The sequence below is a fragment of the Bosea vaviloviae genome (genome assembly GCF_001741865.1).
In the GTDB taxonomy this organism is placed as follows: domain Bacteria; phylum Pseudomonadota; class Alphaproteobacteria; order Rhizobiales; family Beijerinckiaceae; genus Allobosea; species Allobosea vaviloviae.
In genome coordinates this window covers 5636516-5649706 of the sequence record NZ_CP017147.1, presented here as the reverse complement: position 1 = coordinate 5649706, position 13191 = coordinate 5636516, and the positions used below count along the sequence as shown (strand labels likewise).

Below are 13191 nucleotides of genomic sequence, written 5' to 3'. Positions count from 1 at the left end.
TTGTCCTGCCTTCTGAAATCGGGGCTGTGCACGCATGCGCGATCGTCGCGAGGTTCTCGCTCTGCGCGAACCTGCGCCTGGTGGCCGGCGGCGCGGTCTGCCGCTTTCCGTCCATATTTCCTGATTCTTTCCACGCGTTGCGTCAGCATTTCGGAGAGCGATTCATGACCAAGGCTACGAAGCCCGCGCGCCAGCGCACGCCGCTTCGCATCGGCATCGCTGCGCGCATCTATGCAGCGCTCGGCCTGCTCACGGTGCTGACGATCGTGGCCTCGCTGGTGGCATGGTTCTCCTATGATCGCGTCAACCAGACCGTCTCCGAGACGGTCGAGCGCAAGATGCCGACGGTGGAGCTTTCGCTCGAGCTTTCGCAGGCAGCGACGCAGTCGACGGCGCTGGCGCCCCGCTTCATGGATGTCACCACGGTGCAGCAGCGCGCGAAGCTGACCGGCGAGCTCGACACCATCGAGGCCCGCCAGTTCGATCTCATCCGCCGCATCGCCACGCTCGACGCCATCGACATGAAGCCGATCCAGACCGGCGTCGATGAATTGTCGCGCCAGATCAACGACATCAACGACCTGACTGGAGAGCGGCTGCGCAATGCGGCGGCGATGCAGGCCTCGCTCGAACAATTGTCGAAGGCGCGGGGCGTTTTCGTCGGAGTGGTCGGGGCCGAGGCGGATGAGGCCCGGTTCAACATCCTGATGGGGATGGAAAGCGTCAAGGGCCTGACCGGAGACGATCTCAATGCCTCGATCCAGGGGCTGATCGAGCGCGATTTCCAGGCTTTCGACCTGGCGCGGAAGCTGGAGGCACAGGTCAATGAATTGATCGGCCTGCTGCGCGAGATCGCGCAGATCGACGACAAGGCAAAGCTGAGCGCAGCGCGCGACCGCTTCACTGCCATCGTGGCGCGCATCCGCAAGGATCTGTCGGCGATCGAGAAGATCGTCCCCAACAAGGTGCGCGTCGGCGCCATCAACACGGTCATCGATGTCGGCGAGGGCAGCGAAGGCGTCCTCAGCGTGCGCCAGCGTGACCTTTCCACGCAGGAGGGAATCACTGCGAGCCTGCGCGGCGTGGGCAGCGCGGCCGAGGCGCTGCGCGGGCAGGTCGACAAGCTCGTCAAGAGCGCGCGCGGCGAGGCCGTCGCCTCCAGCACCTCGACCCGCACGCTGATCGAGCAGAGCAAGCTCTGGCTCGGCGCGGTCGGCATCGGCTCGCTCCTCGTCGCGCTGGCTTTGTCGCTGCTCTATGTCCGCCCGATGATCGTCGGCCGCCTGAACCGGCTCTGGGCCGCGACGCGCGCGATCGCCGATGGCCAGCTCGAGACGGTCGTGCAGACCAAGGGCAATGACGAGATTGCCGACATCTCCAAGAGCGTGCTGCTGTTCCGCGACAATGCGGTCGCGCTGCGCGCGGCGGAAGCGGCCAAGATCGAGGACGAGGCAAAGGCCCAGCAGCAGCGCCGCGAGATGATGGCCGAGCTCGGCGCGGCCTTCGGCGAGGTCGTCGCCGCCGCCGCCGCCGGCGATTTCAACCCGCGTGTCGCCGCGACCTTCGCCGATGCCGAGCTCAACGCGCTGGCCGATTCGGTCAATGCGCTGCTCGAGACCGTCCAGGCCGGCCTGTCGGAAACCTGCGACGTGCTGGCCGAGCTCTCGGTCGGTCATCTCTCGACCCGCGTCGAGGGGCGCTATCAGGGCGCCTTCGCCGAGCTCAAGAACGGCACCAACAGCCTGGCCGAAGAGTTCGAGAGCACGCTGGCGCGGCTCTCCAACACGGTCGCGGCCGTGCGCAGCGCCACCAGCGAGATTCTCGACGGCGTCACCGACCTCGCCGAGCGCACCAGCGAGGAGAGCAACGCCGTCTCGATGGCGACGAACCAGCTCACCGCCTTCGCCGGCACCGTCAAGAAGACCGCTGCCGAGGCCGCTCAGGCGACCGGCATGGCCGAGGGCGCCGAGAGCCAGGCCCAGCAGGGCGAGAAGGTCGTGGCCTCCGCGCTGGAGGCGATGCACCGCATCCGCTCTTCCTCGAACAAGATCTCCGAGGTCATCGCGATGATCGACGAGATTGCCTTCCAGACCAATCTGCTGGCGCTCAATGCGGCGGTGGAGGCAGCCCGCGCCGGCGATAGCGGCCGCGGCTTCGCCGTCGTCGCGACCGAGGTGCGCAGCCTGGCCAAGCGCTCGGCCGACGCCTCCAACGACGTCAAGAAGCTGGTCGAGGCCGCCCATGGCGACGTCAAGGTCGGCGTCGGCCTGGTCGAGGAGACCTCGGCGATGTTCGAGGCCATCGTCGCCTCGGTCAACGATCTGACCGGGCTGATGAACGGCATCTCGCAGACCGCCAGGAGCCAGGCCACCGACGTCTCGGCGATCAACAATGAGATCGACGGCATCGGCACCATGGCTCATCAGAATGCGGCGCTGGTCGAGGAGACCAATGCGGCGCTGGCCCTGACCGACGAGCAGACCCGCGCGCTGACCGAGCATATCGGCCGCTTCAAGTTCCGCGAGGGCCATATCGCCGACCATGGCGAGGATCCCCGGATCGCGGAAGCCGCCTGAGACCGGCGGCCTAACCCCAAGGCGAAGCCCTTCACGCCCCCGCTGCCGCAAGGCGGCGGGGGCATTCGTTTTGCGCTGGAACTTGCGTTTTGCGCTGGAGCGCGACGATCTGATTTGGAACCACCGCCGTCATTCCGGGGCGATCCGCAGGATCGAGCCCGGAACCCAGAGCCGCTGGAGCAACGTCATGCTCGGGCTTGACCCGAGCATCTCTTGCCCGAGATTCTCGGGTCTCCACTCCGCTGCGCCCGAGAATGACTCCTCGTGTTAATGGGTTCCAGGCTCAGGCCTTCGGCCTGAGCCTGGAATGACGGATTGGTTCCCGCTTAAATCGTCAGACGTTAGCCCCAATGGTTTTGCGCATATCGTCAAACTGGCCTTTGCGCTCAGACCGGCCTTGCCCGAAGCGCGGCTGCGATGTTACGCGGGGTGTGGGCCGGTAGCTCAATGGTTAGAGCTCGCTGCTCATAACAGCGCCGGTGCCGGTTCGAGTCCGGCCCGGCCCACCATTTCCGATCAGAATTGCGAACCGGCCCGCGGCCGGCGGCATGGCTCCGCAAGTTCCTGTCGAAGTTGTCGTTTCTACCGATGAGGCGGATTTTTTCGGGCTCGACCAAGATGGCCCAGATCGGTGCCAGCCTCAGGTTCTCGGGAATCGCCAGATGCGGGAACAGGTTGAAATGCTGGAAGACCGTTCCGACGTCGCGGCTGATCTCGTGGATCTTCCGGAGATCGTTGGTGAACTCCGTGCCGTCGACCATGATCTGGCCCTTCTGGTGTTCTGCCACGCGGTTGATGCAGCGGATCATCGTCGACTTGCCTGAGCCCGATAGCCCGCCGATCACGAGCTTCTCACCGCGGGACACCTTCAGATTGATGTCGCGCAACACGTGAACCTCGCCGGACCACGTGTTGGCGCTGATCATCTGAACCGCCGTAGGCGTGTTCCAATGAGGTTGGTTTCGGCGCACCCAAGGATTTATCTCCCCACTATCATGAGTTCCGCCTCCAGGAACCTGTTAGGCAACAGGTTGTCTAAGACATCATCGCGAACGCGCCTGGTCAAGCGAGGCCCGGCCTAGCGAGGGCAGAGGTCTGATAGCCCGCAGCAAGACAACGTGTGGCGGGTTCGAGGAGCCTGAAGCGGAGGGGCTTCTACTTCTCCCTGGTGACCGCGACGAGTGCGCTGCTGCCGCCGTCCAAAGCCCTGAGCTGGTGCGCGAGATGGCCGGGAAACTGGAGGAAATCGCCAGTGCCAAGCGTCACCGAGCGATCTGAAAACTGAATCTCGATCTTGCCCGAAACGACAAAGATAATTTCAGTTCCGCCATGGTCGACCCTGCCGTCCGGTCCGAAGTCGCGGCTCGGGTAGAGCAGGAAGGCTTCGACTCCACCGGCTGCTTGGCTCAACGGCTCAAAATATGCCTCAGCGGGCTGGTTTGCGGGAGCGGCGCGGTCATGCGACCTGACAATATGTATCGTCGTTTCGTCGACAGCCTCCCCGAAGAGAGCGGAAACCGAGACGGCGAACGCCTGGGAGAGCTTCAACGCCGTCGCAATCGATGGCGTCTTCTCTCCCCTCTCGACACGCGACAGGTATCCTTTGTTGAGACCCGTCATGCCCGCGAGATGATCAAGCGTCATTTTGCGAGAGCGTCTCATCGCGGCCATGTGAAGGCCAAATGAGCGCGCTGCGTCGCGGTTGGTCGACACCGCGACGTCTTCGATCGATTTAACCCTGGGAGGCAATTTCCGCTCCAGTTCCACTGCGCAGGTGCAGCCTATCAGTATGTCACCTACTGGCCGGTGACTAGGTCTCGGGGCACGCGCGCAATCGAGCCGGCGGTGCCTGAATCTCTCCAATTGCAGCGTCAAGAAAAGTCTGCTAGCCAGTGGGGCAACAAGTTGTCTGATGTATCTAAGAGGCAGGAATGATCGCGCAAGGCTGGTCTGGGGAGCTTCGTCATATCCACATCGCTCCCGCCGCTTCCTACGAGATGGAAGAGCTGTCCCAGGCAAATTTGATCGCCGGGAAGGGGATCGAAGGCGATCGGTATTATGTCGGCACCGGGACGTATTCCGCGAGGCCGGCGGTGCGCGAGGTGACTCTGATCGAGGCCGAGGTGCTCGATCATCTGGAGGTCGGGGAGCCGCAGGTTCCCGGCATAAAGCTGAAACTCGCCCCCGCCGATCATCGCCGCAATCTGACGACGAGGGGCGTCCCGCTGAACCACCTCGTCGGTAAGCGTTTCAAGGTCGGGGACGTGGTGCTTCGGGGCGCGCGGCTGAACTTCCCCTGCAAGTATATCGAGGAGCTGCTCGGAATACCGAGGCTGTTCGAGTCGCTGTTGAACCGGTCAGGCCTCAACTGCGCGATCGAGGTCGGGGGCGTCATTCGCCCCGGCGATCGCATCGTTCCCCTGGAGAGTTAGAGTAATGGCTGCCCCGCGTCTCATCATGAAGATGGAGGTTGTAGACCTTCACCGCGGGCCCGGTGACGTGAACGTCGTCGAGTTCCGCCACCCGAGGCGCCCCCTGCTGCCCGCTTTCGACGCTGGGTCGCATGTCGACGTGCACCTGCCTGACGGGAGAGTTCGACAGTATTCGCTGATGGGCAACCCCGCGGACCTGTCAAAATACGTGATCGGGGTAAAACGAGAAGATGGTGGTCGAGGCGGCTCCGCCTGGATTCACGCGAATTTGAATGTCGGTGACGTCGTCGCTGTCTCGACGCCACGCAATCATTTCAAACTGCACGACGCAGCCAAGTCCCATCTCCTGCTGGCAGGAGGTATCGGTGTCACGCCGATGATATCTATGGCGCGAGCGCTGAAATGGGACGGACGAGCTTTTGTTCTTCACTTCTTCGCCAGAAGTCGCTCCTCCGCTCCCTTGTTGGCGGAACTCGAAGCCGAGATACCCAGCTGCTCGCTCAAGCTTCATTTTGACGACGACCCCAATACCGTCATCAACATGGCGGACCTGCTGAAGGATCAGCCAAACGGGATGCACCTCTACTACTGTGGTCCGCCGGGCTTCATGGCTTGGACGAAGGCCAGCGCGGCTCATTGGCAAGCCAATACGGTCCATTTCGAGGCCTTTCAGCCCGACACTGACCCCGATTTCGTGCCGACGGCGTTCACGATGAAGTTGCGCTCAAGCGGGCGCGACTTGGAGGTTCCTGCCAATGTTTCGGCTCTGACCGTGCTGCGCGCCGCAGGCGTTCCCCTTCTTTCGTCCTGCGAGAATGGCGTCTGCGGAAGTTGCGAGTGCGGCTTTGTCAGCGGAGAGCCCATCCACCGCGACGCCGTGCTGACCCCGGAGGCCAAAAGCCACAGGTTCGTACCTTGCGTGTCCCGAGCCACCGGTCAGATCGTCCTGGATCTGTGAGCCGCCGCTGTTCTTTCTCCCCTGGAGCTTGCCATGCCGCATCCCAACAGTACTGCCGCCGGCTCGAACGAACGCGTTGACGGCTTCGCGACACGGGCGATCCATTTTGGCTATGACCCGACCCTATACGGCGGCGCGGTCGCGCCTCCGGTGTTCTTCACGTCGACCTACGGTTTCGAGAGCATGGGAGAGATGGATGCTGCGGCGTCCTTGGGCGGCAAGCTTTACGCACGAGAACATAACCCCACCACTGAGATCCTCGAGGCCCGCCTCGCGAATTTGGAGGGCGCCGAAGCCGCTCTCACCGTCGCCACCGGCATGGCGGCTGCCGGGACCTTGATGCTCGGGCTGCTTTCGCAGGGCGACGAGATCATCGTCCATCAGACGCTATACTCGAACACCGTGGCCCTGACACGGGACGGCATCCCGCGCTTCGGCATCAAGGTGATCCCGGTCGACCTGTCGGATCCTGCCAATCTGGACGCGGCCCTGACGCCGAAGACGAAGCTCGTGTATTTCGAGACGCCGGTTAACCCGACCTCCGAAATACTCGACATCGCAGCCATCTCAGCTCGCGCGGCGAAGGTCGGCGCGAAGGTCGTCGTAGACAGCACCTTCGCTTCGCCGGCGCTTCAGCGGCCGCTGGAGCACGGGGCCCATATCGTCCTTCATTCGCTGACCAAATACATCAACGGCCACGGCGACGTGCTGGGCGGGGTGCTGCTGGGTGATCGGGGCACGATCGCCCACCTCCACAGTCATGGTCTGCGGTACCTGACAGGGGCGACGCTATCGCCGATGACTGCGGGCCTCATCATGCGGGGCTTGAAGACTCTGCCGCTCCGCATGGAGCGCCATAGCCGGTCCGCATTGACGATCGCGGAAAAGTTGGCTGATCATCGCGCGGTCGCCTGGGTGCGCTATCCCTACCTGGAAGGATCGCCGGGCTACGAGATCGCCAGGAAGCAGATGAGCGGTGGCTCGGGGATGCTTTCCTTCGGTCTCAAGAATGGCTTCGACGGCGCCCGTAGGGTGTTGGATCGCCTGGAGCTTGCCAGCCGGGGCGTTAGCCTTGGCGATGTCGAGACCTTGGTCATGCATCCGGCGAGCATCCTGCGCGCCCGTCAGACGGTCAGGCCGGAAGCCAAGCCTGTTGAGGGAGTAGGCGACGACCTCATCCGTTTTTCCGTCGGTCTCGAGGACGAGGCCGACATATGGGATGATCTCGCCCAGGCCCTTGAAGGCGCATAAGCCGACAACAGCTGACGCATTCTCCGCATGTCGGGCTGCATGCGTGTGGTAAATTTCAAGGCCGATGCAGGTCACCTGCGCGCTCTCCGCCCACGCTGATGGGCGCCATGAACCTCGCGGCGCTCAATGTCGCCAACGCCATCGGCGCCTGGGCGGGCAGCACGACGATTGCGGCCGGCTACGGCCTGCTGTCCGCCGTATGGGCGGGCTTCGGGCTGAAGCTCCTGGGCCTTCTCGTCTTCGCGCTCACCTTGCCGAAGGCGCGCTAGCTCGCGCCCGCGTGATTGCGGTCAAGCTCCTCATCTGGTCGGATGGTGTCGCGCACGAGACGTGACATAGGCCCGATACGGAGGTCACCCCATGGCAATCGGCGATGCTCGGCGAGAGCAGATCTTTCCGACACTCTCCGCCCTTCAGATCGCGATGGCGCATCGCTTCGCGAGCGGCGCACCGCGCCGCTTTGGTCCTCGTGAGGTCGTCTACGAGATCGGCGTCCGCGACGCCCCTTGCTGGCTGATCCTCGATGGCTCGGCTGACGCGATCCGGCGCGGCGCAGCCGGCCGGTCGTCGCTGGTCACGACCTATGGTCCCGGCCAGTTCACCGGCGAGACCAATCAGCTCTCGGGCCGTCCATCCCTGATGTCGGTCGTGTCGGGTGACACTGGCGCGGTCGCGATCCCCTTTGATGCGCCGCATCTGCGTGCGCTTGTCATCGGATCGGCGGATGTCGGTGAAACGATCATGCGCGCCTTCATCCTCCGGCGCGTCATGCTGATCGAGGAGGGGCAGACCGGCGGCGCAGGGTCGATCCTGGTCGGACGCCGCGATGATCCGGGCATCGTCGAGTTGTCGGGATTTCTCACCCGCAACGGTTACCCCCACACCGTCATTGCCGCGTGCGAGCCGGAGGGGCGCGAGCTCGTCGAACGGCTCGGCGTCGCCCCCGAAGATCTGCCGCTGATGATCTGCCCGAACGGCACATTGCTCAGAAGCCCGAGCAATGCCGATGCCGCGTCCTGTCTCGGCATCACACCGGATCTCGATCCGAAGACTATCCATGACGTGGCGGTCATCGGGGCCGGGCCGGCTGGGCTTGCCACTGCCGTCTATGGCGCGTCCGAAGGGTTGTCCGTCCTGGTCCTGGACAGCCGCGCCTTCGGCGGCCAGGCGGGCGCATCCGCCCGGATCGAAAATTATCTCGGCTTTCCCACCGGCATCTCCGGACAAGCCCTCGCGGGGCGGGCCTTCAATCAGGCGGCGAAGTTCGGCGCCGAACTCGCCATTCCGCTGACCGTCGGATTGCTCCGCTGTCACGGAGCGGATGCGGAAGCCCCGTTCACCCTCGAACTCAGCAACGGTGGCACTGCGCGGTCGCGCGCCATCGTGATCGCTTCGGGAGCGCGCTACCGGCAGCCCGACATTCCCAACATCGAAGCGCTGGAAGGGGCCGGCGTTTCCTACTGGGCATCGCCCGTCGAGGCGCGATTATGTGCCGGCGAGGACGTCGTCCTGGTCGGCGGAGGCAACTCGGCGGGCCAGGCGGTTGCCTATCTCGCACCGCAGGTCAGGCATCTGCACCTGGTGGTGCGCCGCCCCCTCGAGCAGACCATGTCCCGGTACCTGATCGATCGGATCGCGGCGCTGCCCAATGTCGAACTGCATGTGGACAGCGAGATCGTCGATTTGCACGGCGACCGGGCGACAGGCCTGACCGGGACGACGTTTCGGGACCGCCGGACAGGTGCGATCCGGGAGTGCACCTCGCGCCACCTCTTCCTGTTCATCGGTGCCGACCCCAATACGCACTGGCTCGACGGCTGTGTGGCGCTCGACGCAACCGGCTTCGTCCTCACGGGCGAGCGCGCCGGCGACGGCGAGCGGCTGCCGCTCGAAACCAGTTGCCCAGGCATCTTTGCCGTCGGAGACGTGCGTGCCGGCTCGACAAAGCGGGTCGCAGCCGCCGTCGGCGAAGGTGCCGCCGTCATCGCACAGATTCATTCCGTCCTGGCACGGAACGTCGGACGCGCCTTGGAGGCGGCGCGGCAAGCATGAGGAAACCTGGCCTTTCCGTGCCAGTCCCCTCCCAGCTTGCGCCCAGCAGCCCCGGCCCTACGAGCCGAGGCTGCCTCGCTCCCAGAGATCAGCCGTTGATGAAGGCGAGCAGGTCCGGATTGATGATGTCCGGATGCGTCGTGCACATGCCGTGCGGCAGGCCTTCATAGATCTTGAGCGCTCCATCTGCCCCTGAGGATCCCATGACCGAAGGAGATGATGCTCTCCCTCGGAACCCACCGAAGGCCCCCGATCAAACCTCAATCGGAACGGCAGTCCGGATATCGACGCTTGCCGCGATCGGGGTGTACAGATCGATGTCCACATTGCGCGTCTTCATGGTGATGATGAGCGCGTAGCGGGTCGCCTTGTTGCAATATTCGGCAGATGCCCTGGTGCGCCACCAGCCGTTCACCGGCTTGATGCAGAGCTTGTCCCGCCCGAGCAATTCGATCGCGGGGCCGCTCCAGACATCGCAATGCAAAGACCCCGCTGAGATGCTCTGCGGACCGAGTAGCCAGCGATTGTCATCGGGCTCGGCACGCGGCGCCACGCGAGGATCTTCGCGCTCCGAAGCGTTTACTCGCTTCTGAAAATTCGAGATCGACTCGTTCTTACGGCGAAGATCGAAGCGTAGCCCATGCGACTGATAGCGCTGTGGATCGACATTGGCGGAAAGGCCCGGATTCGGATCAATGAAATACGACAACGTGACCTTCATCTCGACCGGCTCATTGCCCAATTCTTCAAGCGTCCGGCGGGGGAGAGGGAGATCGTAATAATGACACTCGTTGAATTTCCGGCCCCCTTGAAGCCGGAAGGGCTGAATCGGGCTTTGCGATATCAGCGCCAAATGGTTTCGCGAGGATGCCGCCGCGCGTTCAAGGCTCGGTACGCCATAGCCGAAGCGCCGAACCAGCTCGTAGTTGTTTTTCTTCCCGGCGGCGGTTGCGAAAGCCGCAAGCATCGGCTGCGTCCACTCGGCGCTGTGAATGATGAGCGCGCGAATGGTTTCTGGCCAATAGTCGAGGTGTGCGGCGCTCAGTTGCGCTGCCAACCGTCCCGCTTGCGCCGTGGCGGCGCTCGTCGCCTGAAACGGCACCAACGGCTGCTTGTCGACATCTCTTCCCGTCGACAGCAGCGATAATGAGTCGACGGTCAGCACTTCTGTTCCGGAAGGGCTCACCGCGCGATTGCCCGCTTCCAGCACTATCTCCGGCTTGAACGGGGCACGGCCCTGCGGCCACGCGACTGACGTCCGGCTATACGGGCTTAGTTGCCCGGCGGCGCAGAAAGGCTGCCAATCCTCATACCCGGCGTCGTTTACATCAATCAGGTCAGTGTACCCGCCGACCGTCAGCGCGTTCCACGCTTGTGCGGGATCTTCGACGGGATAGAAATCCTGCGATCGGATACGCCGAAATTCGATCTCTGGGGCGATGTTTCCGGTCGAGACGACGAAAAGCCGTCTTGGAGAGCTGGCATCGTCGCCGATCATCGTTCCGGCCGCCGCTTGATCGACGGCGGCGCTCCAGGTCGTAGCCATCGAACCGGACACATCCTTGTTCGTGACGGCCATGCAGAACACACGGGCTCGCTCGGGCGCAGTGATTTCCGGCAGCGATATGGCTGTTTGTGTGAGCACGCCGTAGCTGTGCGGATCATTGGCTTCGAATCCGTCAGGGGGCAGGATCTTGACCGATTCCAGGCGATGCTGAAGCACCCGCTCGGACTGATCGCCCAGTTGGGCGGTGAGATCACCGTGCAAGGCGAGGCCGGCCATCGCAGTCCCGTGACCCATTCCGTCGTGATCGTCCGTTCCCCAGTCCCGATCAATCACATGCATGTCGGCATTCGCGAGAGCAGGCTCGATCAGCATATGTGCCCTGTTGACGCCCGTATCGAGCAGACAGACGGAAGGCGCCGTCGACGGCGGCCAGATGACCCTCGTTGCGAGGTCCTCCGTCCATTCATGCTGGTTATCGCGCACCTCGTCCGTGAAAAACACCGGCGAGTCGCTGGCCCTGCGCAATTCTGCGATCGCGCCGGTCGCAAACAGCATCAACTCGATATCGGCCCGCGTTGCCAGAACCGGAATAACCACGGCCTCGGGAAAATAGAGCCTTCTGTCTCTGTTCGCCGCCCGGACTCCGAGCCGTTCGCAGACCTCCTCGATCTTCGCTTCGCTATTCTTCCAGCACCAAAGCGCCCACCAAATCTGGTCGCGCGGATTCTTGGGTAAGGCCTCGGGATCATCGGTCCAGAATGTCTCAAGCCTCGCGCGCCGGAACGCTTCGATCGGCTCCACGAAGGATTTCATCGGGGGCTGCCCCGCAACCACCGACAGCGGTCCGTTGGTGTAATCTTCTAAAATCCGCTCTAATGCGCCCCGTGCATGATCGGGGACATAGAGCGCGACGGTCCTCTGGTCATCCGGCTTGACCGCTCCTGGCCGAACGCCGTCCGTCTTGCGTTCCAGAATGTCTGCCTTCGTTCCTCGGCGAAGTTCGACCTCTAGAAACGTGCCTTCGGGAGGCTCCAGCCGATCGTCCGACGGCATGGCCGCATCCGCTGCCGCGAACGCAACGTTCAATTCATTTTGAAGGCGCCGGCCATGCTCGCCCCGTATCCGAACCGCGCTTCCGCCATTCGGAGAGCCTGAGCCAGCATAGGGGCTGGAAGATCGAAACGCCGCGATGTCGATATGAGGTAGATCAAAGCGGGTCGGCATAAACTTAGGACCTGCCGGCTTCTAAAAATGCCACCCGCATTTCCTGACGTTCGTGAAGCCGTAAAAGCAGATCGTCAGTCGTGATCTGATTGCGCTCGTCCAGAATGGCAGTTTTGACCGCATCATCAGCAGCGCGAACGATCTCCGACTGGCTCAGATTCACAGCCGCTTCGATGATTTTTTTCCAGGCGAGCCGCTGCGATTTCATCGGACGCAGGTTTGCGCCGATGATTTCCTTGATCTGCTCATCCGATGGAGCCTCAAACTCCAAGACCTGATCGTATCGGCGAAGCAAGGCACGATCGAGCAACGACGGATGGTTCGTGGAGCACACAATCAGGCTGTCGGTCGAATTGCCCTCCTCCATGAACTGGAGGAAAGAATTCAGAACGCGGCGCATTTCCGCGACATCGTTGGTCGCGGTTCTCTGACCGCCGACGGCGTCAAACTCATCGAACAGATAAACGCCGCGATGCTTGGCCGTTTCGTCGAAGATCAGGCGCAGCTTTGCGGCCGTCTCGCCCATGAAGCGCGTTATGAGCGTCTCGAGGCGAATAACAAAGAGCGGCAGATTGAGTTCTCCTGCCAGCGCTTCTGCCGACATTGTTTTTCCTGACCCCGGGGGACCGACGAACAGGATGCGCCGAACAGGCGTTTTGCCGTGCTCCCGGAGCCAATCCCGCTTGCGCTGCTGGCGAAGGATGTCGGAGATTCGTCCGAGCAGACGTTCGTTGAGAACCACGTCCTTGAGCTTGAACCGCGCCTGGCGCATTTCGAGCAATCCTTCGAGATTGCCGCGCGGCAGCGAGAAGGAGATCGCAACAGACGCCCCGGTCGATTTTTTTGTACGAGCCTTGTCGATTTCGGCGCGCATATCTTCGGCAGTTTGCCTGCGCCCCTGACGAGCTTCGGCAGCAGCCACCTGGAGAGCGATCGAGAAAAACGTCTCGTCATCACCCTCGGCGCGGCTTCTGAGCATAGCCAGTATTTGTTTTGCGCTCGACACTTGCGGCGGGCCTCCTAGTCCTACCGAATCTTACTATAAATTTGCCCAGGAACGAACATGAGTTTTTGAGCCATCCCCTTTAATGAGGCCGAGCTATATTATATTTATCTGTTATTTATCAATCCGTTAGGTGAAGTGAGTAGGTTGCCGTCTTCGCCGATATGGGCGGGTCGCGCTCTACTCCG

9 protein-coding genes, 1 tRNA gene and 2 pseudogenes are annotated in these 13191 nt (G+C 62.8%); 7 read left to right on the top strand and 5 right to left on the bottom strand.

Annotation, left to right across the window (positions count from 1 at the left end; translation table 11 throughout):
- Positions 1-164: 164 nt before the first annotated feature.
- Together BHK69_RS33465 and BHK69_RS26000 are read left to right on the top strand one after the other, a co-directional pair.
- Complete coding sequence (locus BHK69_RS33465) at positions 165-2576, top strand: methyl-accepting chemotaxis protein (RefSeq protein ID WP_069692634.1); 2412 nt, start codon at positions 165-167, stop codon at positions 2574-2576.
- Positions 2577-3009: 433 nt separating this feature from the next.
- Positions 3010-3085, top strand: a tRNA-Ile gene (locus BHK69_RS26000).
- Between the two features lie 114 nt (positions 3086-3199).
- On the opposite strand, the pseudogene BHK69_RS25995 reads toward BHK69_RS26000, so the two are convergent.
- Together BHK69_RS25995 and BHK69_RS25990 are read right to left on the bottom strand one after the other, a co-directional pair.
- Positions 3200-3502, bottom strand: a pseudogene (locus BHK69_RS25995) (ATP-binding cassette domain-containing protein); the annotation flags it as partial.
- A 229-nt stretch (positions 3503-3731) separates the two neighbouring features.
- Entirely contained in the window at positions 3732-4220 is a 489-nt protein-coding gene (locus BHK69_RS25990; RefSeq protein ID WP_158516281.1) for a helix-turn-helix domain-containing protein, read from the bottom strand.
- A 287-nt stretch (positions 4221-4507) separates the two neighbouring features.
- Here BHK69_RS25990 and BHK69_RS25985 point away from each other — a divergent pair, with 287 nt between their 5' ends.
- The 5 genes from BHK69_RS25985 to BHK69_RS25970 all read left to right on the top strand — a co-directional run bounded on the left by BHK69_RS25985 (position 4508) and on the right by BHK69_RS25970 (position 9269).
- Positions 4508-5008: an MOSC domain-containing protein gene (locus tag BHK69_RS25985; protein ID WP_069692633.1), complete on the top strand. Its 501-nt coding sequence runs from the start codon at positions 4508-4510 to the stop codon at positions 5006-5008.
- Positions 5009-5012: 4 nt separating this feature from the next.
- Positions 5013-5966 (top strand): PDR/VanB family oxidoreductase, encoded by a 954-nt coding sequence (locus BHK69_RS25980; protein ID WP_069692632.1) that lies wholly within the window; start codon positions 5013-5015, stop codon positions 5964-5966.
- Positions 5967-5999: 33 nt separating this feature from the next.
- Positions 6000-7217 (top strand): trans-sulfuration enzyme family protein, encoded by a 1218-nt coding sequence (locus BHK69_RS25975; RefSeq protein WP_069692631.1) that lies wholly within the window; start codon positions 6000-6002, stop codon positions 7215-7217.
- A 107-nt stretch (positions 7218-7324) separates the two neighbouring features.
- Positions 7325-7486, top strand: a complete 162-nt coding sequence (locus BHK69_RS31695) for a hypothetical protein (RefSeq protein ID WP_425285530.1) — start codon at positions 7325-7327, stop codon at positions 7484-7486.
- Positions 7487-7577: 91 nt separating this feature from the next.
- Positions 7578-9269 carry a cyclic nucleotide-binding domain-containing thioredoxin-disulfide reductase gene (locus tag BHK69_RS25970; RefSeq protein ID WP_069692630.1) on the top strand — a complete coding sequence of 564 codons (1692 nt, stop codon included), beginning with the start codon at positions 7578-7580 and terminating at the stop codon, positions 9267-9269.
- Positions 9270-9357: 88 nt separating this feature from the next.
- On the opposite strand, the pseudogene BHK69_RS32380 reads toward BHK69_RS25970, so the two are convergent.
- The 3 genes and pseudogenes from BHK69_RS32380 to BHK69_RS25960 form a co-directional block, all read right to left on the bottom strand.
- Positions 9358-9456: pseudogene (locus tag BHK69_RS32380) on the bottom strand (alpha/beta fold hydrolase); the annotation flags it as partial.
- Positions 9457-9522: 66 nt separating this feature from the next.
- On the bottom strand, positions 9523-11829 hold the full coding sequence (locus tag BHK69_RS25965; RefSeq protein ID WP_158516280.1) for a S8 family peptidase: 2307 nt from the start codon (positions 11827-11829) through the stop codon (positions 9523-9525).
- Between the two features lie 175 nt (positions 11830-12004).
- On the bottom strand, positions 12005-13006 hold the full coding sequence (locus tag BHK69_RS25960) for an AAA family ATPase (protein WP_083269691.1): 1002 nt from the start codon (positions 13004-13006) through the stop codon (positions 12005-12007).
- Positions 13007-13191 lie beyond the last annotated feature (185 nt).